We start from the raw sequence: 22,679 nt of genomic DNA, 5'->3' as shown, positions 1-22,679 counted from the left end.
CCTTCGGGTGGAGTCCAAGGAAATCCACAGCAGCATGGCCCAGTACCAGTCCTTTCCCGATGCCAGCGGTGACTCGCGTACGCTTGAGAAGCTCAAGGCGCTCAAGCTACCGGACCTTGCAGGGCGCAGTTTCCTCGACGTGGGCTGCAACGAGGGGTTCTTTTGCGGCTTCGCCAAGTTTGCGGGAGCCAGCCGATCGGTTGGCCTCGACCGCTCCGCGGCGTTCCTTGCGCGGGCGCGGCACCGGTTTCCTGACTGCGAGTTCCACCTGCGTGACTGGAGCGAGTTGCCCGAAGGGCCGTTTGACGTGGTGCTGCTGGCGTCCGCGCTGCATTACGCCGAGGATCAAGCCGCACTACTGCACCGATTGGCCGGCGCATTGACCGAGGACGGCGTGTTGATCCTGGAACTGGGCATCGCATCTTCTCCAAGAGCGGAGTGGGTCAAGGTCAAGCGCGGCATTGATGAGCGCTACTTTCCCAGCATGGCGCAACTCACGCAGACCTTGGCCGGATATGCGTGGAAGTGGATGGGACCCAGTGTTGATCAGGCGGGCGATCCCGTGCCGCGGCACGTCATCCATGTGTCGCGGAGGCGGCCGATCGCCTATTTGCTCATGCAGCCACCAGGTTACGGCAAGAGCAGCATTGCATCTAACCTGTTCCTGCCCGCCAAGGTGCCGGTTGTTTCGGGTGACGGCGTCATCCAGCGCATAGCCAAGGGCCAGTTGAACGCGTCTCCAAGGCTGAAGAAACTGGTGGCGCGAGACTATTCGCCGTTCACGATCGACAAGACGATCCAGCGAGTTTTCGACGAGAAGGCCGGTCCTGACCTCGTGCGGTTGTGGCATGCGGAGAATGGTCGCGGCGATTTTGCCCTTGATGGATTTGTGCCGTTGAAGTACCACGAACAAGTAAAAGAGCAGTTCTTGCTGGCGGATTACATGCCCGTGGTCCTGCAGTGGGAACGGTTGACCCCTTCAATGGCTCCGATGGCCGGGATGGATGAGTACGCCGAATCGTTCAATCAAAGCATCCTGGAGGTCGACGGCTACGGTCGTATACCCGCGGCTTCGAAGAAGATGTCGCCTCCTGCAGGGTATGTGGACGAAGTACAAGCGCACGCTGGGCGAGTGATCCTGCGCGGATGGGCCGTCGACGAGAATGGCGACATCCCGGCGCAACTGGTGGTTGGCATAGGAGCAGAGCGGAACTTCGTTGATCTCGGTGAGCCCGTTGAGCGCAAGGATGTGCAGCGCCATCTCAAGCTGGCGCATGCAAGGCTTGGTTACGTCATCGACTTCCCGGTTCCAGGAATCAACAGTTTGGCCGAGCTCGGCAAGAAGGGGCTGTCGCTAAGCACCCCCTCCGGACGGCCCCTGCGACTGGCGCAACGCGTCATCAAGTCCATGGTGAGCGTAGCGGAACCGACGAAGCCGGAATGATGGGGCGCCGCGACGGCAGTTCCACAAGGCCGCATGACAATTGGCCGGAGAACCAGGTGCAATCTATGGAGACACAAAGCGACACCCACAAGCTCTCGGAAGCCTTGCTGGTTTGCCGGCGTGAACTCGCGCAGGTACGCGCGGAGCAGGAGCCGCTTGCTGAGCAGGTTGCGCACTGGCAGGCGAGGGGCAGCAATGCCGAAGCGATTTCGACATATCTTGCCGAATGCCTCGCCAGGGAGCTCTCGCGTGCATATTGGGAGGTGCGCGAGCCCGGCTCCCCGATCACGTGGCGTCGATTCCTGGTCTCCCGCTGGCCGTGGCTGCGCTTCCTCGCCAGGCATTGGCAGTCGACGGCGAGCCGTATCGAGGCGGAGCACACCCGGCTGATTGAAATGTCGCAGGTTTTCCAGCCAGCCTGGTACCTGCAACACTATCCCGACGTGGCTTTGGCTGGAGTCAGCCCAGCGGCCCACTACCTGCGCTGCGGAGCCGCCGAAGGTCGCGATCCAGGCCCGAACTTCAGTACGGAAGACTATCTTGCGCAGAACCCGGAATGTCGCCGTTCCGGCATCAATCCGGTTGTGCACAGCCAGCAGTCGCGGACTGCGCTGGAATGAGCGCCGAGGTGTCCGACGAAGTGCACGCCGTTGCGAACGGGCCTGAATCCCAGGAAGGAGGGGATGACGTCGCCGCATGCATGGAGTTCCTGTGCAGGTCCGGTTGGTTCGACTGCGACTGGTATCTGGGCAGATGCCCTGAAGCAGCTGCCAGCTGCCTGGATCCACTGCGTCACTACCTTGTCCATGGCCGGCAACTCGGCATCGGCCCCAATGCCGCCCTGGACGGATTGGGCAAGACGCTCGCCGGATCCGTCGGCGCAGTTGAAAAAGCACCGGATGCAGATGATCCGCAACTGAAGGCCGAGATCGATCTGCTCGTCGCCAGCGGGCTCTTTGATGCGCCCTACTATCTGCAGAATAATCCGGACGTGGCCGCAGCGGGGCTGGATCCCCTGGTGCATTTCTGCCGGTACGGTTGGCGTGGCCTTCGCAAGCCAATGCCGGAGTTCGACGTCTGGTGGTACTGGTCCAGCCATCTGGATCCCTCCCGGGAGGCAATCAACCCGTTGCTGCATTACGCACTGGTCGGCAAGGCCGCTGGCTATCCCACCCGACCGGAGCCATATCGTCCCGGCAGCGGCCACGCCTACGCGGCCGGCGCAAGCGTCCGACGCATCTGCCTGTTTGCAGGTTACGACGCGGACGGCGTTGTCGATGATTGCGTTATTGCTTTCGTGCGCGAACTGAGCCGGTTTGCCGACGTCTACTACCTGGCCGACTGCGTCATGCAGGACGGGGAGCTCGAGAAACTTCGGCCGTTCACCCGCGCGTGCTGGGCCTATCGCCATGGCGCCTACGATTTTGGCTCATGGTCGGCGCTAGCCAGGGATCATGTGGGTTGGAGCACCGTCGGACAGTACGATGAGTTGATTCTTGCCAACGACAGCAGCTACCTGCTTCGGGAGTTGGCCCCGATGTTCGCCAAGATGGATGCCAGGGCTTGCGATTGGTGGGGCGTCCAGGCCACGAAGGGGCTCGCCCGGACCCGTGAAGCCGCCAGCAACGGCTTCCGCGATCCTATTCCGATGGAAGAGGTGCGATCCTCGCTGGTGGACGCCTATGAGCGCGACTATCTGTACGACTTCCATGTCGGGTCCTATTTCCTGGCTTACCGCAAGCCGGTTATCCAGGACCCCGGCTTCCGGCGACGGCTCGATGCGGTTGGCCCGCAGAGCGCCAAGTTGCGTGTCATCCAGAAGTACGAAATCGGGCTGACCCACTATCTCATTGGCAGGCAGTACCTGTTCGATACCTTCATCGACCACCTTTATCCATTCCATCCGATCTATACCCGCTATCACTTCGATCTGATCAGGAATGGGTATCCGTTCCTGAAGCGCTATTTCCTGTCGGAGAACCACTACGACACCCCGGGGTTGGCTGGCTGGAAGGAAACGGTGCGGACGCTTGTACCCGAGGCGCCGGTCGACATGATCGAGCGCAACCTGTTGCGCGTGTCGGATCACGGGAAGTTGCATCGCAGTTTCAGCATTATCGAAGATGCCGACGGGCGGACCATCGTGCCGGTCGTGCTTCGCGGCGATGATTTCAGGAAGGCGGACCGGGAAACGCCAAAGTTCGATCACTGGTGGGCATTTCCGGCGTGCGCATTCAACAACACGTTCGCCGGGAACGAGCGCGCACTCTTCGAGGAGGTGCGATTCGACCCGTCGATCAAGAAGATCGTCCTGACCCGCGGCAAGCCCGTCGCCGTCGATGGTGCGAACGTCGTGGTGGCGCCGCTGGAAAGCCCGGAAGGCCAGTATCACCTCCTGCGGGCGAAGCAGATCTTCATCAAGCACAGTCCTGCGCGCAACCTGGTGTTTCCAGTAAATCCCAGGCTGCACAACCTGATCAATCTCTGGCACGGCATCCCATTGAAGCGCATTGGCTATGCCTCCCTCGACATGAAGGGGAATTTGAAGGGGATTGCAAACGAACATTCGAAGTGCAAGGCCGTGATCAGTTCGTCCAAGGTCGACACCCTGGCCATGGCCACGGCATTCCACCCGCTGAGCTATCACCAGGTCTGGTGCACTGGATTGCCACGCCATGATTTCATCACGCGCAGCTTCGAACGCTTGCCGCCGGACTTGCGCGCGCAGGGCAATCGCATCGTCGAACTCTGCGCGGGGCGTCGCCTGGTCCTGTTCGTGCCGACGTTCAAAGCCGGCCAGCAGGATGCGTATTACCGCTTCACGAGCGACGAGGTTGATTCGCTGCATGGCTGGTTGCGCAGGAACAACGCAGTCCTGGGGGTCCGGGAGCACATGGCGGACAAGGCCCGTACCTACTTCAGCATGCTTCGAGGTCCGGACACCCTGGACCTGTCGGACCGGCTTTTTCCGGATGTCGAGGTTATTTACCGGGAGGCCGCGGCCCTGGTTACCGACTACTCCAGTTGCTTCATCGATTTTATGCTGACAGGCCGACCAATGGTCAGCTTCGCTTACGACTACGACGATTATGCGAACTCGGAGCGTGGTCTCTTCTATGACATGGAGCATGTTTTCCCGGGACCCGTCTGCCGAGACTTCATCGGATTCATGTCTGCATTGGAAAGAGTCTTCGAACCAGTCGGGGAACTGGCAGAGTGCAGTTATCAGTGGAAGCGCCAGTTATTCTTCGATCATGCAGATGACAGCAATTCATGGCGCGTCGCCATGAAGGTCAGGCAGCTTTACGTGCGCGAGGACTCAGGGGTTGAATCGGCCGGCTTCCTTGATGCAATAGCCGGACCCGGAGGTATCGAATGAAGACGGTGATTACCTATGGAACATTCGATATCCTCCACGTGGGGCACGTCAACCTGCTCAGGCGCGCCCGCGCACTGGGCGACAGACTTGTGGTTGGACTCTCAACCGATGAATTCAACCGCGGCAAGCACAAGTCATCGTTGCTGAACTACGAGAACAGGAAGGCCGTGCTGGAGTCCATCCGCTACGTGGACGAGGTGTTCCCCGAACGGGACTGGGACCAGAAGGCGGGTGACATCATGCGCTACGGTGCGGATGTCTTCGTGATGGGGGCCGATTGGTCTGGAAGGTTCGATGCACTGTCGCAGTATTGCGAAGTGGTGTACTTGCCAAGAACGGCGGAAATATCGACGACCGAGATCAAGATGTCGCTGGATTCGTCGAGCTGATGTCATGCGAATGAGAAGGAGGCGGCAATTGTTCCCCGGTAAACGAGAGTACCCAAGCCCGCCCCAACTTCTTGCGCACCCGGGGATGGTATGCAGCTGATCGTGCTAGGCATGCACCGATCGGGCACGTCAGTGCTTGCGAGGTTGCTGAACCTGATGGGCGTCTATTTCGGCGCCGAAGGGATCGGCACGGGTGCGAACAGCGAGAATCCAAAGGGGTTCTGGGAGCGCAGGGACGTCAGGGCGCTGAATGATTTCGTGCTCCATTCGGCTGGCTGCGACTGGAATCGCATCTCGGGTTTCGAAATCAGCGAACTGCCGGGCGACGTGGTCGAGGAGTTCCTCCTTCGTGCCGGCAACATCGTTCTGGAGATGGATGCCCACCGACCATGGTTCATCAAGGAACCGCGGTTGTGCCTGCTGCTGCCCCTGTGGCGGAGGGTGTTGGAAACCCCGGTCTGCATCCATATCCATCGATCCCCGGTGGAAGTCGCTGCAAGCCTGCAAACCAGAAACCAGATTCCGATCGAGGTCGGACTGGCACTGTGGCAGCGCTATGTGATGTCTGCTCACCTCGCCAGCGAAGGCCTTGCGGGCATCACCGTCGCGCATCGCGACCTCATGACGCGGCCGGGCGACGTGGTTTCTCGCCTCGGTCGGGAGCTGGAAGATCTGGGGGTGGCCGGTCTCCGGCAACCACTGGAAAACGAGATCTCGAAATTTGTCGACGAGCGGCTCTATCGTGAGCGCGAGATGCGTGAGGACCTGCGAGAGTTCTCGACCGCGCCGCAGAATGCGCTCTACCAGGCGGTGTCCAATGGCAAGGCATCCCCAGCCCGGTTCGCTTCCATGAACAAGCAGCTGCACGAGGTTCTTGCTGGCTACGAGTCCACGCTGCCATCAGTCGTGACGCCTCAGGAGAGGCGTTGCGCGGATGCGGAGCGCAAGCAAAAGGAGCTTGAGCGCAACCGCGCCGTCGCGGCCATGTTGCCGGCAGTCGACAGGATGCAAAAGGGGCTGGGACAGCAGCGGGTCGCCTTGGCGGCGATTTCCGATGGAGTGCAAAAGGGGATCAACGAGATTGGCGCGCTGGCGAAGGGAAGCGCTCATTTCGCGCTGGCGTTGGAGGAGATGGCTGCGCGGCTTTCCGAGTATGCGGCTGTCAACGAGGAACAACGCAAGCAGGTCGCATCGTTGGGCGAACAGAACGCCAAGATGCAGGACGTGATCGCCACCCAGGCGAAGGATTCTGAAACTCTTCGCAGTGCATTGGCGGCGCGGGAGCGCGACCTTGCTGCGAGCCGGGAGCAACTGAGGGTTGCTGCCGAAAAAAAAGCAATGGCGGATAAAAGTGCTGGCCGCATGATTAGCGAGACGGTACTGCTGACACGCCTGCTGGCGGAAGCGGAGGCGGCGCTGGCCGCCTCGCAGGCGTCAGGCCGCGAACTGGATGCGAAGCTCGCGGAGGCTGCTCGATTGGAGGGAAAGCGGCGGACCGAAGTCGCGGGCATGCACGCGGAGCTGGCGGATCGGCGTGAGGCAAGCGAGCTGGTGCGCAGGAGGTTGGCTGATCAGAATCGCGCGAACGCCATGTTGAAGGCGCGGGTTCGGGCTGCGCGGCGCCTCCATGATGCCGTGTGGCGCGAGGTCGAGGGGATGAAGGCCAGCCGTTCCTGGCGCGCCACCATGCCCGTGAGATGGTTGGCTGGAAGGTTCAGGCGGGACGACGCGCGAGCGCAGGATCCCGCGGTGCGAAGGGACGCCGAGCTCATTCGCGCGTCGGGTCTGTTCGATGATGCCTGGTACCTTGTGATGAATCCCGACGTCCTTGCGAGCGGTGCCGATCCGATCGAACACTATCTGTTGCATGGTGCAATCGAAGGGCGGGACCCAAGCGAAGAGTTCAAGACCGTCGCCTATCGCGACTCATGTCCGGGCATGGCCGCATCTGGGTGCAATCCGCTGGTTCACTACATCCGACAGCGATTGGATAATGAGCGCGAAGCGAAGCCGGCGGAACATCCTTGAGATCGGTAGTCAGGCATCCAGGGGCGAGCGTGAGTGAAGCGCTGCAATGGTTGTTCTCCGAACACTGGGCCGAGCGTTCGGGAAGCACGGACGCGCGTGGTGCCTTCGTGCGGCCCTGGATGCAAGCGGGCAGGGGTGCGATCGGGATGGTTGCCAAAGACGCGTGCCGTCGCCGTCGCCTGAATCCCCTGCACGACGTTGCCACGAACTGAGACAGGATCCCCATGCCAACACAGTCGACTTCCATGAGCAACGAGCCGGTGACGGCGGACACCATCAGTGTCCGGAAGCAGGTCGCGCTGGTCCGTGGTTCCGAGATCTTCGACGAGTCGTGGTATCTGGAGCAGTACCCCGATGTCGGCCTGCTGGACATGGACCCGGCGGAGCACTACGTCCGGTTTGGCGGTCGCCTCGGCCGATCGCCGGGCCCGTCGTTCGATGCCGCTGCCCATAGCACGACCGACACGCACGCCTCGGTCTCCGGTTTTGTCGGTTACCTGCTCGCACGCGAGCGAGACCGCGTCCGTTTCGACGGTTACGTCGATCGCATGGAGCGGGGGAAAATCTCGGGCTGGGTGGTGGATACGTTGCGTCCCGGCAGCGCGGTTGAACTGGAGTTGTATGCCGACGGCGAGTTGGTCATGCCGTTCTCCAGCAATCGTCCCCGCGTCGATGTGGGACGGCTCGGATACGACGGTGAAAACGCCGGCTTCGAGATGTCGTGGACATCCAATGTCTTCCCCGAGGGGACGGAACTGGACGTCAGGGTCAAGCTGACGGGGAATTCGCTCAAGCGCAGCCCCCGCACGGTCGCGCTGAAGCATCCACCCATGGCCGCCGCAGCGGCAAGGTACCTGTCGGCCGTCCGGGGGGGGCTGGTGCAGCCTGTCACGGTGCTGGTGCCTGTTTACAATGCGCTCGATGCCGTGTCCGAGTGCCTGGCATCGCTGGCCGAGCATTTGCCCCCTTGGTCGCGCGTACTCGTCATCGACGACTGCAGCACGCAGCCTGGTATGCGGACTCTTCTCGACCGCTATGGCGACCGGCCGCGCTTCGTGGTCGAAAGGAATGCCGAGAACCTCGGTTACACCCGGACCGTCAACAAGGGGATCGCGGCGCTCCCGGGGAACGATGTCGTGCTGCTGAATAGCGACACGGTGGTCACCGAGCGATGGCTGCACAACCTCAGATATGCCGTGTATGCACTAGATCGCGTGGCGACGGTGACTGCGCTATCCAACAATGCCGGCGCGTTCTCCGTTCCCGTGATTGGCGAGGAGAACCTTGTCCCACAAGGCATGGACAACGCAGGCTTCGCCCGCGCCGTCACGTTCGCGACGACAGGCGCGCTGCTGGAGGTCCCGACCGGCAACGGATTCTGCATGTATATGCGCAGGTCCGCGCTCGATTACCTGGGAGCCTTTGACGAGCGCAAGTACCCCCGCGGCTACGGGGAGGAAAATGACTTCTGCATGCGCGCAGTGCGCGCGGGCTGGCGCAACGTGGTCTGCGACAAGGCGCTTGTCTTCCATAAGCGGTCGCAAAGCTTTCGCGAGGAGAAGACCGCGCTTCTCCAGGCGGGCGCAAGCCAGCTGGCGCAGGATTTCCCCGAGTACAAGGCGCTGACCAGACGATTCCGGGACATGGAGTTCAATGCGCTGCGCGCCCGGATCGGCAAGGCGGTTCGTGCCGCGGAAACGGTGCCTGCCAGGCGTCGCATGCTGTTCGTGATCTCGACGCAGACCGGCGGGACGCCGCAGACAAACATGGACCTGATGCGCGCGCTGGACGATGCCTACGACTGCTTCCTCCTGCAGTGCGACGGCGGGCTGATCAGCCTGTATGAACTCGTTGGCGACGAGTTGCGCCCGCGCGAGAAAGTCGAACTCGCCGTCCGGGTAGAACCGACGGCCCATGCCTCGGACCAGTACGACCAGACCGTGGCGGACTTCCTCTATCGATACTCGATACAGTTGCTGCACATCCGCCATATCGCATGGCACAGCATGAATCTTGCCGAGATCGCGCAGGCCATTGGCATCCCGGTCGTCTATTCGCTCCATGACTTCTATTCCATCTGTGCATCGCACAACCTCCTTGACCATGACTTGCGGTATTGCGGAGGGCGCTGCACGCCGGGCGAGGGCAATTGCACCAGCGCACTCTGGCCTGCAAGCCCGGTGCCCGAGCTCAAGCACAAATTCATTCATCATTGGCGTGCGCGCTTCGAGCGTTTTTTCTCGAGTTGCAATGCCTTCATCACGACCGCATCGTCTGCTGCCGCCCTGATAGAATCGAACTACCCGATGCTCGCTGGCCGGGTTCGCGTGATTCCGCACGGCCGCGATTTCGCCGGCTACACGGCGACGGCCGAGCCCCCCAATTCCGCGAGCCCCTCGCGCGTCCTGATTCCCGGCAACATCGGCCCCGCAAAGGGGAGTGAGCTGATCCGCCAGATGGCGAAATCCGATAACGGGAAGCGATTCGAGTTCCACCTGCTCGGTGCGGTTGCGCAGGGCTTGCAAGGTGTGGGCGTCCAGCATGGCCGATACGACAGGGCTTCCTTCTCCGAACGCGTCGCGAAGATCCGGCCGACGCTGGGCATGATCCTGTCGATCTGGCCGGAGACGTACTGCCACACGCTGACTGAAATGTGGTCCTGCGGAATCCCCGTGCTTGCGATGGACATCGGCGCAGTCGGCGACCGGATACGTGCTTCCGGGGCAGGGTGGCTGATTCCGCCGGACAGCCAGCCTGACGATATCCTGCTGGCACTGGAAACGGCGTTGGCCGATACTGCGGGCTACGCCCGCCGCGTGCAGGCGGTCCTGGACTGGCAGGCGGCAGAAGGACAGCACAACACCACCGCTGCGATGTCGTTGCACTATCGCGACGTCTACCAGGGGTTGCTGGATCGTCGTTCGGAAGACTTGCCCGTCATCCGCGCTCAATAAACGACGTCACGGAGCGGGCTGGAGATTTTCGGGCGCGAAGTAGCCGACTGGGATCGGCGTGCAGGCGGGGAAGGGGGGCCCTGGTTGGCCGGCAACGGGCAGGGGAGGCTTTCGTCAGCGCGCCCCTGCGTTCGCCGGCGATACCGGACCACGGATGGCCCCCACGGCTTCGCTATCATACCGGCAGTATGGCGGACGGATCGCTCATGCAGCCCGGAGCATCTCTCCTAGAGAATCACTGACCGAATCGCGCCCGGAATGGAGCCTGAATGGAAACACCAAGTTACAGCGTGGTCATTCCGGTCTACAACAGCGAGGCGGTTGTCGCTGACACCGTGCTTCGGACAGTCAAGTTCTTCGAGCAGTTCGACGAGTTGTTCGAGATCATTCTGGTAAACGATGCCAGCCCGGACAACAGTTGGAACGTGATCGCGGACATCGCGCGCCGCGACCCGCGCGTGATCGCAATCAACCTGTTGCGCAACAGTGGACAACACGCAGCCAACCTTTGCGGGTTCCGGGCTTCCCGCGGCCGCTGGCTGGTAACGATGGATGACGATCTCCAGAATCCGCCAGAAGAGATCGCAAGGCTCGTCGAGAAGGCCGAGGCAGGCCACGACCTTGTCATCGGCAGGTTCCGGCAGAAGCAGCATGCGGGCTATCGCAAACTGGGGAGCAGGGTGATCCGCGAGCTGAATCGCAGGATATTCGGCCAGCCGCGGGACCTTACGCTAAGCAATTTCAGGCTAATCAGGCGCGATGTGGTAGATCGCATCAACGCCTATCGGGGGCCGTATCCCTACATCCCCGGCTTATGCCTGCTGTATGCTGCCCGGGCCGCCAACGCCGACGTGGAGCATCATTCGCGCAAGGTGGGGAGCAGCAACTACAACTGGCGCAAGATTGCCTTTCTGGTAAGTGCCATTCTCTTCAATTACTCCTCATTTCCGTTGCGGGTGGTTGCCGCCGTAGGAATGGGGGTTGCAACGATAGCCTTTGCGCTCGGCATCTTCTACCTGGTCGATGGCATGTTCTCTAAGAGCCAAGTGCCCGGTTGGACGACGCTGGTGGTGCTGCTGGCCTTCCTCAACGGCGTGCTCATGGTGATGGTGGCAATTCTCGGCGAGTACGTCGTTCGCATCCTCAACCAGATCAGCGTTGCCGATCCCTACATGGTGGCCGAGCGAGTGGATGCCGATGCGTGATCACGCGATCATCGTGGGGGCGCAGCGATCGGGGACGACGTTCCTGTACCAGGCGCTGGACTGCCATCCGGACGCCTGCATGGCCAGGCCGCTGCGACCGGAGCCAAAGTTCTTCCTTCGCGGCGATTTGGGCCCGGAGCGCTACGAAGAATACTTGTCGATCCACTTCGGACATCTCGGCAACGAGCGCTTGCTCGTGGAAAAGAGCACGTCCTACATCGAGCATGAGTCTTCTGCGGTGCGGATCAAGGCCATGCTGCCGCAGGCGTGCATCATCGTGATCCTGCGGGACCCCGTCCAGCGCGCGTACTCCAACTGGCGTTTCAGCAGGGACAATGGGATTGAGGACCTCGATTTCGCGCGCGCGCTTGATGCTGAGCAGGATCGCTGCGCACGTTGGGATCGGGACCTCTACTCGGTATGCCCGTTCGCCTATGCGGCGCGCGGGGACTACGTCCGCCACCTCGAGGTATGGGCGCGACACTTTCCCCGCGAGCAGCTTCTCGTGGTCACCAGCGAGGCGCTGTTCGAGCAGGGCACCGGCGCATTGGCGCGATTGCTGGCCCGGCTCGGCCTGTGCCCGGATGCGATTGAACCGGGCCGGTCCCGGATCAATGCCGCGGGCGACGCCGAGGGTATCGACCCGGAATCGCTGCTCCGCCTCTCCCGCCGTTACCGCGAAAGCAACCGGCGCCTGGCGGATGAATGGCAGGTGGACACGTCCTCATGGACGGGGTGAGGCAAGCATGGCGCGGCCGGTTGCTGCCGTTGGGGCTGGTGCTGTTGACCGTTGCCATCCAGCTGGTGGCGGCATGGATCTTGGACGTTGCGGCCAAGCGCGAGTTGCGATGGGACCTGTTGGCCGCAGGGGCAGTCGCCGCCGCCGTGGTGCTGAACGGATTGCGTTTCCTCGTCTGGGGTTTTGCGCACCGCCGATTCCCGCTGAGCCTTACCTATCCGTTCACCGCCTTGTTCTTCCCGTTGGTGCTGATGCTTTCCTATTGGCGCGGCGAAGCGATCGCGTGGGCGCAGATCGGCGGCACGATGCTGATCACGCTGGGGGTGGCGCTGATGGCATTCGGTCCGCACAAGGGCAAGGCGCGATGACCGCGCTTCCGACCTCCCTGCGCTCGAAGCGTGCCATCAATGGCTTGTATGCCTGGGCGATCCACTGGGGGCATGCCGTTCTCGAGGTGTTTCCGGGTCCGCTCCGGACCCTGGCATGGCGCGTGTTCCTTGCCCGGTGCGGCCGGGGCGTACTGATTGACCACGGCGTTTACTTCAAGTATCCATGGCTGGTCGAGATTGGCGATGATGTCAGCATCAACCGGGGCGCCGAGTTCTATCCGGGGATGGTAGCCCGGGCACGGATTCGCATCGGTTCAGGCGTCAGGATTGCGCCCAATGTCCGCTTCCATTCCGCGGGGCACGACCCGATGAAGGGCGAACTGGACGAAGTCGCGGGCGATATCGACGTGGAGGACGGGGTGTGGCTGGGCGCGGCCTGCGTCGTGCTCCAGGGCGTGCGTATCGGCGCTGGAGCCGTCGTTGCTGCAGGTGCCGTCGTAAATCGGGACGTGCCTGCACAAGCCATCGTCGCCGGGGTGCCCGCCAGGGTGGTGCGGATGAGGGATGTCGTGACGTGAGTGGCTGGGCTTGGCTTGCGCTTGCGTTGGCCGCGACCGCGGCGGGGCAGGTGGTCTTCAAGCTTGCGTCCGAACGGCGTTCGCGGCCAATGACCGGGGGCGCGATCGCCATGTTCTGCGTTGCGCCGGCGGCTTCGTTCCTGGCCCTTCACGAGCTGAGCCTCGCGACGGTCTACAGCAGCACCGCAATCACGCAGTTGCTAGTCGTGTTCGCCGCGATGTCATTGTTCGGCGAACGATACTCGGCCCGGCAGTGGGCGGGCTTGGGGTTCATCCTGGCCGGCGTTTTCGTCTTCAATCTGTACGGAACATAGTGGTACGAGACACAGTGAACAACATCAAATTTAATCGCCCGTACATGACGGGGCATGAGCTGGAATTCATTGCCCAAGCGCATGCCAATGGCCATCTCTCCGGCGATGGCGAGTTCACCAAGCGTTGCCATCGGTGGCTGGAGCAAAGCACGGGGTGCCAGATGGCCCTGTTGACGCACTCATGCACCGCGGCCCTGGAGATGGCGGCGTTGCTGCTGGACCTGAAGCCGGGGGACGAGGTGATCATGCCCTCGTTCACGTTCGTTTCCACCGCCAATGCGTTCGTCCTGCGTGGTGCCACGCCGGTGTTCGTCGATATCCGCGTTGATACGTTGAACATCGACGAAACCCTGATCGAAGCCGCGATCACAGCCCGGACCCGTGCCATCTGCGTGGTGCATTACGCGGGGGTGGCTTGCGAGATGGATCCGATCATGGCCATCGCTGCCGCGCACGGGCTCAAGGTGGTGGAGGATGCGGCCCAGGGCATCTTCTCGACGTACCGGGGCAGGCCGCTGGGCAGCATTGGCGCGTTCGGCGCGCTGAGCTTCCATGAAACCAAGAATATCATCTCCGGTGAAGGCGGGGCGCTGCTCATCAATGACAAGGCGGACGGCCGGCGCGCAGAGATCATCCGCGAGAAGGGCACCAATCGAAGCCAGTTCTTCCGAGGGCATGTCGACAAGTACACATGGGTCGACGTAGGTTCGTCCTACTTGCCGGGGGAGATCACCGCGGCATTCCTCGCCGCCCAGCTCGAGCAGGGGGAGGCGATCACGCGCCAGAGGCTGGAGATCTGGGCCCGCTACCACGCATGGGCGGCCAGTCACGAACTCGAAGGCCGCGCGCGCCGTCCCATCATCCCCGCGCATTGCGTACACAATGCGCACATGTACTACCTGCTGCTTCCGGGCCTCGAGGCGCGCACGGTCTTCATCGAGGGACTGAAATCCGCTGGGGTTGGATCGGTTTTCCACTACGTGCCACTGCACTCGTCTCCCGCGGGGAAGCGCCTGTGTCGCGCGCATGGCGACCTTTCCATCACGGACTCGGTGAGCGACAGGATCGTCAGGTTGCCGCTGTGGATAGGAATGCAGGACCGGCTCGACGAGGTTCTCGAGGTGTGCGATGAAGTGCTTGCAGGCCTGTAACTCCCCCAATACAAAGGATCGATAAGAATGTCCTCCTGGAAGCCGGCGATGCCGACCATGCCGAATTGGCCGAAATTCTGGCGCATTGCGTCCTGGCTGTTGCTGGCCGCCGGTGTCGCGCTGATGCTGTGCACAAGCGCCTTCTTCTACGGGGGCCAGAAGGTCGACGAGTCGGAGATCGTCATGAATGCCGTCGCGATCGCGGGCGGCGGCTGGCAGCCGCAGTGGTCCGGCTACGGGCATCTGGGCATGTACATCGCCGCCGCGGCCCTGGCGTTGTCATCGCTGGCCCTGCAGGCAGTGGGCGTGGTGTCGAGCTACGCGGATGGCATCTACCTGTTGTTTCAGGACGAGGGCGCGTACCGGGTCACGCGCTTCGTCTATGCGCTTGCCGATGTCCTGACTGCGCTGTTGCTGGCCAAGGTCATCATCAAGATCACGGGGCAGCGCCTGGTGGCGGTCCTGTTCGTCCTTGGATTCCTGTTTTCGGCCGATACGTGGCGCTACGCCAACTACATCCGCGCCGATTCGCTGGTGTCGCTGTTCGTCGCGGTCGCCATCTACGCCTTGGCCGTGGGACGCACGCGCTCCACGCCCTACGTCGTAGGCCTGGCGATCGGCGCGGCAATCGCGTGCAAGTACTCGGCGCTGGTGTACTTCGCGCTGGTCGTTGCTCTGGCCATCGACGAGCCGGACAGGCCCCGAAGCTGGAAGCAGCGGGGCTCCATGATGGCCGTCGCGACGGTCGTGGCCATAGCCGCTGCCTTCGCGCTGCAGCCGCGGTACAACTTCGCGGGCATCCTCTCGGCCGCCGGCAACCACCTGAGCGGTTCGCACTTCACCAGCGAGGCCAATTCCCTCGGCGACCGAATCGCCATGCTCGGGAAGCTGGCATTGAGCATCGAGTCGCTCGCGTGGCTCTTCATGCTGTTCATGTGGCTTGCTGTCTTGCGCTGGCGCAGAAGCGCGGGATTGCTGCTTGCCACCCTGGTCGGGATACTCCCGTTCGCCGTATCCAACTTCCCCCGCGAGTACTGGCTGCTTCCATTCGCTGATGCGGTCAGGGCGGCGGGATGGCTTGGCATCGCCTGCCTGGTGGAGTGGATACGTGGCCGGGTCGGGCCACGCGAGCAGCGATGGGTGACGGTCGGGCTCCTGGTCTTGGCGGCGGGCATCCTCTGGGTCGATGCCCGCGCGCTCGCACAGCAGCGCAAGGGGCATACGCAGGTCACCAATCGAGAAACCGCGCGCCGATGGCTATATGTCAACGCCGCGAACCGCGTCCCATTGACCTATTCCTACGAGAAGAACTACATCCTTCCCCGGGCATACTCCTTTGGTGATTATCGGAGTGCCGCTCGCTTCTCGCGCGTGTTCATCTTCAAGCGCGAGAAATTCGACTCCCTGCATGCACTGTTCGAGCGCCGCCTGTACGAAGGCGAGTACCGGGACTTCAGCGAATCGACGAAGGTTCCACAGTTGCGCATCAGCCTGGGTTCTGGGACGGCCGCGCGCGTGAACGGGAAGCTGCGGCTTTGCAACGGAAAGAGCTGTTACAAGCCCAAGCGATCGCCCTGCAATGCGGGCCAGGCCGGCGTGATGGGGCGATGCTTCACCTACACCTGGGACATGGACAAGCCGGCGCTCAAGTCGAATCTGCAGGACCTCAAGCTGCACGTTGGCGCCCAGATTCCCGCCTATGCCATGTGCTGGTACACCTGCGGCAAGCAGGGAACGCCGCTGACCCGTGCCCGGCTTTCGGGCGAGATCGAGCTGGTTTCGCTGGCGCCGCAGCTTTTTGCCCCGACGCGAATGGTGTCGCTGGACAAGATCGCAGAATCCGGGAGGCTGGCGCCGGGCGAGTACCTGGTCACGAGCCCGACCGCCTACGTACCGTGGCTCAGGAAGGTCGGGGCGCTGGGTCGGGGCGGGAAACAGGCTCCGTCGAAAGTGCTGGCGCAACGCCTGCACCTGGAACCGGTGCAAAGGTTCCATCGCGACGGCGGCCCGGCGATCGAGGTCTACCGCAACAAGGTGGCGCGCAAACAGGCGATGCCCAAGCCATCGCCTGTGCCGACCACCACGACGGGCAAGCAAGTCGAGGCTGTTCCCTCACCGTGACGCGCGGGTGGGCTCGCCGCGCGAGCCCACCCGTTGCGGGCGAACGCGGGACGAACGCCTAGCCCAGGAGGTCGATGACGTGCCCGGCCAACTGCTCGGCGCTTTCGTCCGCGGTTTGCAGCACGACCTCGGCCGAGAGCGGCGGCTCGTAGGGTGAATCGATTCCCGTGAAGTTGCGAAGCTGGCCCGCGCGCGCCTTCGCGTAGAGGCCTTTCACGTCGCGTCGTTCGGCAACTTCGAGCGGCGTATCCACGAATACTTCCAGGAACTCGCCTTCGTCGAACAGGCTGCGGGCCATCTGGCGCTCGGCGCGGAACGGCGAGATGAAGCTCACCAGCACGATCAACCCCGCATCGACCATCAGTTTCGCGACTTCGGCCACGCGGCGGATGTTCTCCACGCGATCCTCGTCGGTGAATCCGAGGTCCTTGTTGAGTCCGTGCCGGACGTTGTCCCCGTCGAGCAGGTAGGTATGTCGCGCCCTGGAGAGGAGTTGCTTCTCGACGAGGTTGGCGATGGTCGACTTCCCAGATCCGGACAGGCCGGTGAACCAGAGGCAGCGCGGTTTCTGGGCCTTGATGAGCGCGCGCGCGCCCTTGTCGACGTCCACATGCTGCCAATGGATGTTACCGGCGCGCCGCAGCGCGAAGGACAGGGTACCCGCGGCGACCGTGGCGTTGCTCTGCCGGTCGATCAGGATGAAGGCGCCGAGTTCGCGGCTGTGGTCATAGGATTCGAACGGAACCAACTGGTCGAGGTACAAGTTGCAGAAGGCGACTTCATTGAGTTCCAAATGCTTGGCCGCCAGTTCTTCCTGTGTATTGACGTCGATCTTGTGCTTGATTTCGGTGATCGTGGCGCCGACGGTACGAGAGCCCATCTTGAGCCAGTACGGCCGGCCAGGGAGCAAGCGTTGGTCGTCCAGCCACAACAGGTGCGCGGCGAATTGGTCCGAGACCTCGCAGGGGGTCGAGGCCGCGGCAAGGGTGTCGCCACGGCTCGCATCGATCTCATCGGCCAGGGTCAGAGTAACGGCCTGTCCGGCACTGGCCTCCGCGAGGTCGCCGTCGGCCGTCACGATCCGCGCGATCGCCGAACGCCGCCCGGACGGCAACGCCATGACCTGCGAGCCCGGAGTGATTGAACCCGAGGAAATGGTTCCGGCGAATCCCCGGAAGTTCTGGTCTGGCCGGCTGACCCACTGCACGGGCATGCGGAAGCCGATGTCCTTGCCGGCGCGATCGATCTCCACGCCCTCGAGGTGCTCCAGCACGGTGGCGCCGGCATACCAGGGCATTGCAGTGGAATGGGCGAGGATGTTGTCGCCTTGGAGGGCCGATACAGGGATGCAGGTCACGTTGTCGATGCCGAGTTGCGCGGCAAGAGCGCGATATCCTTCGGCGATCTCCTCGAACCTTGGCTGCGCATAGCCGGCGAGGTCCATCTTGTTGACCGCCAGCAGGACATGGCGGATGCCCAGCAACGAAACGATGTAGCTGTGGCGCCGGGTCTGCGTCAGCAAGCCCTTTCGCGCATCGACGAGGACCACCGCGAGATCCGCCGTGGACGCTCCCGTTGCCATGTTGCGCGTGTACTGCTCGTGCCCGGGGCAATCGGCGACGATGAACTTGCGCTTGTCGGTGTCGAAGAACCGATAGGCGACGTCGATGGTAATGCCCTGCTCGCGCTCGGCAGCCAAACCATCCACCAGCAGGGCGAAGTCGATCTCGCCGTGCTGGGTGCCATGGCGCTTGCTGTCGGCTTCCAGGGTCGCGATCTGGTCGTCCAGCAACAGTTTCGTGTCATGCAGCAGGCGACCGATCAGGGTGCTCTTGCCATCGTCGACGCTGCCGCAGGTGATGAAACGCAGCAGGTCCTTGGTTTCGTGCTGCTGCAGGTAGGCGGCGACCTGCGCTTGGGCGTCGCGCGTACGACTCAGGTTCATCAGAAGTAGCCCTCTTGCTTCTTCTTCTCCATCGAGGCGGACGGATCCTGGTCGATGACACGCCCCTGGCGCTCCGAAGTGGTGGAGACCAGCATCTCGGCGATGATCTTTTCCAGGGTGTCGGCCTCGGACTCGATTGCCCCGGTCAGCGGGTAGCATCCCAAGGTGCGGAAGCGGACCTTCCTCGTCGCCGGCTGTTCCCCATCGCGCATGGGCAGGCGATCGTCGTCGACCATTATCAGCGCGCCGTCGCGTTCGACCACAGGGCGCTCCTTCGCGAGGTACAGCGAAGGCACCGGAATGTTCTCGCGGAAGATGTACAACCACACGTCCAACTCGGTCCAGTTGGAGATCGGGAACACGCGCACCGACTCGCCCTTCTGGATCCGGGTGTTGTAGATGTTCCACAGTTCCGGGCGCTGGTTCTTGGGGTCCCAGCGATGGGTCGAACTGCGAAACGAGAAAATGCGCTCCTTGGCACGCGACTTCTCCTCGTCACGGCGCGCTCCGCCGATCGCGGCGTCGAATCCCCACTTGTCCAGCGCCTGCTTGAGCGCCTGGGTCTTCATCACGTCGGTGTGGACGGTCGCGCCATGGCTGATCGGGCCGATGCCCTGCGCCAAGCCGTCCGGGTTGGTCCAGGTACGCAGCTCCAGCCCGGTTTCGGCGGCGCGGCGGTCGCGGAACGCGATCATCTCGCGGAACTTCCAGCCCGTATCCACGTGCAGTAGCGGGATCGGCGGGCGGGCCGGGTGGAAGGCCTTCAGCAGCAGGTGCAGCAGGACCGAGCTGTCCTTGCCCACCGAATACAACATCACCGGGTTGCGAAACTCGGCCGCGACCTCGCGCAGGATGTGGATGCTTTCCGCCTCGAGTCGATCGAGGTGGCTCATGGGCTGGGCAGGGGACATGCTCGGCGGGCTGGGTAATGGGACAGTGATTCTAGCGGTTCGCACCGCTCCGGGGGCTGTCAACGGACGGACGTGCCCACGTTTGCGGCAACTCGCGTTGACAACGGCGATTGTCGGTGGTGCACACGGTGTGGGGAATCCGGCATCCACCTCTTTATACTGGGAATATGCGACGCTGTGGGTTGCCCATCGGACGCATTCGACCGCTCCAAGCTCCGTTCCGGCGCGGTGCGATCCGGCATGCGGATGTTGCGCTTCCACCGAGGTCGCCGCATGCATGCATGACAGCCCGATTGATGCGGAGACCCTCAATGCCCCACCTGCCCGAGCACGACCCCGCATCATGAAGTGGACGATTTCGCCCGCAGTAGGCCTCCCGGATCGCGAAGCCGTGCTGATACCGGACGCGAACCTGCACGCACCCGGCGAAATTGCCGGGGGGGCCTGGAGGGCGAGCAGTGAACTGGCCTGCTTCACGGTTGCACTTGGCGATTTGGGGCAAACGCTGCCGGGCGGCTGGTACCGACTGGTCGGGCACCTGTCCGTCACTGACGTGACGGCCGGTACGCCATGCCTGTATCCGACCTATGTCGATGGATGCGAGGGTGACGCGCAGATCGTGCTGCCCGACCCTGATGCCGACGGCCGCATGGATGCACTCGTACTGTTCAAGCATGACGTCGTCGGCCTGCGCTTCTGCCCTGCCCAGGGACCGGTGCGTTTCGAGTTGCAGGGATTTTCCCTGCGCCGCGTCGAGCGCCTGGCCGCGCTGTGGCGAATGCTCCGTCCGACTGCGCGCGCACCGGGCGGCATGCCGGCACGCGTGCTCCGGTTCCTTGGCCATGTCGGCGGGCGCGGCTTGTCGCGCGCGGTGGATGCGTTGTACCGGGACTACCTACGGCGACTGCTTCCCGAAGACATCGGCGACTACGCCACTTGGGTGGCGCGTTACGACACCCTCACCACCGAGCGCATGCAGGAGCTGCGCATGCGCGCGGCCCGTTTCGGATCGGATGCACCGCTGATCTCGATCCTGGTGCCGACCTACATGACGCCGGAGCGGTGGCTGCGGCGTTGCATCGAGAGCGTCATCGGGCAGGCCTATCCGCATTGGCAACTGTGCATCGCCGACGATGCGTCGGCCGATGCCCGCGTCATGGAAGTGTTGCACGAGTATGCGGCTGCGGACCGGCGCATCGAGGTCATGCGTCGCGATGCGAACGGCCATATCGCCGAGGCTTCCAACAGCGCGCTTTCGATGGCGCGGGGCAGCTATGTGGGGCTGCTGGACCATGATGACGAACTGCGCCCGCATGCATTGCTGGAAATGGCCGAGGCCATCGTCGCCGACCCCGGGCTTGCCCTGCTTTATTCCGACGAGGACAAGCTGGATGAAGACGGCCAGCGCATCGATCCGTACTTCAAGCCGGACTGGAACCCGGACCTGCTGCTGTCGCAGAATTACGTGTGCCATTTCACCGTAATCCGCACGGACCTGGTGCGCGAGGTGGGCGGCTTTCGAAAGGGCTTCGAAGGCAGCCAGGATCATGACCTGTTTCTGCGCTGCACCGAGAGGTTGCCGGCGTCCCGGATCCATCACGTGCCACGGGTGCTGTACCACTGGCGCGCCATCGAGGGATCGACTGCGCTGACCCGGGATGCGAAGGACTATGCCGCCGATGCCGGCGTACGCGCGGTGGCGGGGCACCTAGAGCGGATGCATCCGGGGGCGCGCGCCGAAACGCTTTCACATGGGCATTACCGGGTGCGCTGGCCGCTGCCCGCACTGCTACCGAAGGCAAGCCTGGTCATTCCCACCCGCGACAGGGTGGAGCTGCTGCGGACCTGCGTGGACAGCATCCTGGCCAAGACGCGCTATCCGGACTACGACGTGGTGATCGTCGACAACCAGTCCTCAGACCCGGCCACGCTCGATTACCTGGCGCGGATCGCCCTCGACCCCCGGGTGCGCGTGCTTCGCTACGACGCGCCGTTCAACTATTCGGCGATCAACAACTGGGCGGTCGATCAGTGCGATGGATCGGTTATCGGGCTGGTCAACAACGATATTGAAGTGATCTCGAACGACTGGCTCGACGAGATGGTGTCGCAGGCAATCCGGCCGGAAGTGGGTGCCGTCGGCGCGATGCTCTACTATCCGAACGACACCATCCAGCACGCCGGTGTCGTGCTGGGCGTGCACGGTGTCGCCGCGCACCTGTATGCCGGCATGCCGCGCGGTTATCCCGGCCATGGTGGCCGCGCGCGCGTTGCGCAGTCGCTCTCGGCGGTGACCGGCGCTTGCCTGCTGGTGCGCCGCCAAGTGTTTGGTGAAGTCCGCGGGCTTGACGAATCGCTGCAGGTCGCTTTCAACGACATCGACTTCTGCCTGCGCCTGCATGAGGCGGGCTATCGAAACATCTGGACGCCGTTCGCCGAGCTCTACCACCACGAGTCCGCGTCGCGTGGCAGCGAAGACACTGAAGCAAAGAAGCAGCGATTCGCCCGTGAAGTGGATCTGATGCAGCAGCGTTGGGGCAGGACCCTTCCATTGGATCCGGCCTACAACGTCAACTTGTCACTGGCAAGCCTGTGTTGCGGACTGTCGAGTCCACCGCGGGGAGCCAGTGCGGAGGTGGCGCAGCAGGGTTCCGATCGCAGAGAGGTGCCTGTGTCTCGATCGCCCGCGTGAGGCGGCGGGATGGGCTAGGGCATTTGCGCGCCGGCGCCTTCCGGACAGGGCAGCGTGCCAACCGCGGCGCGGGCAAGCTCGGCGCCGCTCCCGGCGTCGCGCACGACGAATTCACGTCCAGCGCGGATCCATTTGCCCGTGCGCTTCACGTCCTTGGGGCTCGCGCGACCGGCGAACACTGCTTCTTCGCCGTTCTCGCGAACCGTAAGAACCTTTACGGCCTTCACAGCCTTGTCCGCGCTGACGTCCCAATAGACCCTGACCAAGGCTGCGGTTTCGCAGGAGCTGATGGCTTCAGGTTTGAACCAAAGGCCTGATTTCGCATCGGGAGTGGCCGCTGCAGCAGCAGGCTCGCTGCCGGCGACCGGCGTGCTTGCATTGTCGCTCCCGGCCCGATCGCACCCGGAAACAAACAGGGTGAGGAAAGCCAGTGCGAGTACGAAAGGTATGCGCATTTCGGATTACCTGATCGGGAAGTGGGGCCGCATATCATACCGACA

General features: G+C 63.0%; 18 protein-coding genes. 15 read left to right on the top strand and 3 right to left on the bottom strand.

Going from position 1 to position 22,679, the window contains the following annotated elements; genetic code table 11:
* The first annotated feature begins 34 nt into the window (after positions 1-34).
* From H570_RS17410 to H570_RS0111695, 13 genes are all read left to right on the top strand, one after another.
* Positions 35-1,444 (top strand): class I SAM-dependent methyltransferase, encoded by a 1,410-nt coding sequence (locus tag H570_RS17410; RefSeq protein WP_051176342.1) that lies wholly within the window; start codon positions 35-37, stop codon positions 1,442-1,444.
* Positions 1,445-1,509: 65 nt separating this feature from the next.
* Entirely contained in the window at positions 1,510-2,064 is a 555-nt protein-coding gene (locus tag H570_RS18655; RefSeq protein ID WP_084500131.1) for a hypothetical protein, read from the top strand.
* A complete protein-coding gene (locus H570_RS0111745; RefSeq protein WP_169447776.1) occupies positions 2,061-4,823 on the top strand; it encodes a CDP-glycerol glycerophosphotransferase family protein in 2,763 nt (920 codons plus the stop codon). Before H570_RS18655 ends, H570_RS0111745 begins: the two co-directional genes overlap by 4 nt.
* Positions 4,820-5,212, top strand: a complete 393-nt coding sequence (tagD, locus tag H570_RS0111740; protein ID WP_027080906.1) for a glycerol-3-phosphate cytidylyltransferase — start codon at positions 4,820-4,822, stop codon at positions 5,210-5,212. Before H570_RS0111745 ends, tagD begins: the two co-directional genes overlap by 4 nt.
* Before the next feature lie 90 nt (positions 5,213-5,302).
* Entirely contained in the window at positions 5,303-7,240 is a 1,938-nt protein-coding gene (locus H570_RS0111735; RefSeq protein WP_027080905.1) for a sulfotransferase family protein, read from the top strand.
* A gap of 245 nt (positions 7,241-7,485) precedes the next feature.
* Complete coding sequence (locus tag H570_RS0111730) at positions 7,486-10,194, top strand: glycosyltransferase (protein WP_027080904.1); 2,709 nt, start codon at positions 7,486-7,488, stop codon at positions 10,192-10,194.
* A gap of 269 nt (positions 10,195-10,463) precedes the next feature.
* Positions 10,464-11,399 carry a glycosyltransferase family 2 protein gene (locus tag H570_RS0111725; protein ID WP_027080903.1) on the top strand — a complete coding sequence of 312 codons (936 nt, stop codon included), beginning with the start codon at positions 10,464-10,466 and terminating at the stop codon, positions 11,397-11,399.
* Entirely contained in the window at positions 11,392-12,138 is a 747-nt protein-coding gene (locus H570_RS0111720; protein ID WP_169447775.1) for a sulfotransferase family protein, read from the top strand. Before H570_RS0111725 ends, H570_RS0111720 begins: the two co-directional genes overlap by 8 nt.
* On the top strand, positions 12,126-12,506 hold the full coding sequence (locus H570_RS18960) for a hypothetical protein (RefSeq protein ID WP_036136046.1): 381 nt from the start codon (positions 12,126-12,128) through the stop codon (positions 12,504-12,506). The genes H570_RS0111720 and H570_RS18960 overlap by 13 nt, the downstream gene beginning before the upstream one ends.
* Positions 12,503-13,045 carry an acyltransferase gene (locus H570_RS18955; RefSeq protein WP_051176341.1) on the top strand — a complete coding sequence of 181 codons (543 nt, stop codon included), beginning with the start codon at positions 12,503-12,505 and terminating at the stop codon, positions 13,043-13,045. Before H570_RS18960 ends, H570_RS18955 begins: the two co-directional genes overlap by 4 nt.
* A complete protein-coding gene (locus tag H570_RS18645; RefSeq protein WP_156899958.1) occupies positions 13,042-13,359 on the top strand; it encodes an SMR family transporter in 318 nt (105 codons plus the stop codon). Before H570_RS18955 ends, H570_RS18645 begins: the two co-directional genes overlap by 4 nt.
* A 14-nt stretch (positions 13,360-13,373) precedes the next feature.
* Entirely contained in the window at positions 13,374-14,510 is a 1,137-nt protein-coding gene (gene rffA / locus H570_RS0111700; protein WP_027080899.1) for a dTDP-4-amino-4,6-dideoxygalactose transaminase, read from the top strand.
* A gap of 27 nt (positions 14,511-14,537) precedes the next feature.
* Complete coding sequence (locus tag H570_RS0111695) at positions 14,538-16,631, top strand: ArnT family glycosyltransferase (protein WP_027080898.1); 2,094 nt, start codon at positions 14,538-14,540, stop codon at positions 16,629-16,631.
* Positions 16,632-16,689: 58 nt separating this feature from the next.
* Here the strand turns inward: H570_RS0111695 and cysN are convergent, their stop codons facing one another.
* Positions 16,690-18,504 carry a sulfate adenylyltransferase subunit CysN gene (cysN, locus tag H570_RS0111690; protein WP_245559606.1) on the bottom strand — a complete coding sequence of 605 codons (1,815 nt, stop codon included), beginning with the start codon at positions 18,502-18,504 and terminating at the stop codon, positions 16,690-16,692.
* Here cysN and H570_RS19440 point away from each other — a divergent pair.
* On the top strand, positions 18,436-18,585 hold the full coding sequence (locus H570_RS19440; protein WP_245559616.1) for a hypothetical protein: 150 nt from the start codon (positions 18,436-18,438) through the stop codon (positions 18,583-18,585). The genes cysN and H570_RS19440 overlap by 69 nt on opposite strands.
* On the opposite strand, the gene cysD is transcribed toward H570_RS19440, so the two are convergent.
* Entirely contained in the window at positions 18,576-19,487 is a 912-nt protein-coding gene (gene cysD / locus H570_RS0111685; RefSeq protein WP_027080896.1) for a sulfate adenylyltransferase subunit CysD, read from the bottom strand. The two genes, H570_RS19440 and cysD, sit on opposite strands and share 10 nt — an antisense overlap.
* A 343-nt stretch (positions 19,488-19,830) precedes the next feature.
* Here cysD and H570_RS17390 point away from each other — a divergent pair, with 343 nt between their 5' ends.
* Positions 19,831-22,179, top strand: coding sequence for a glycosyltransferase family 2 protein (locus H570_RS17390; protein ID WP_084500123.1), 2,349 nt, complete (start codon positions 19,831-19,833; stop codon positions 22,177-22,179).
* 14 nt (positions 22,180-22,193) lie between these two features.
* Here the strand turns inward: H570_RS17390 and H570_RS18950 are convergent, their stop codons facing one another.
* Positions 22,194-22,634 carry a hypothetical protein gene (locus H570_RS18950; RefSeq protein ID WP_027080895.1) on the bottom strand — a complete coding sequence of 147 codons (441 nt, stop codon included), beginning with the start codon at positions 22,632-22,634 and terminating at the stop codon, positions 22,194-22,196.
* Positions 22,635-22,679: the final 45 nt, after the last annotated feature.

Source organism: Luteimonas mephitis DSM 12574, from assembly GCF_000422305.1.
Classification (GTDB): domain Bacteria; phylum Pseudomonadota; class Gammaproteobacteria; order Xanthomonadales; family Xanthomonadaceae; genus Luteimonas; species Luteimonas mephitis.
Note: the sequence above shows the minus strand (reverse complement) of the source record. Positions and strands in the feature narration are given on the sequence as shown.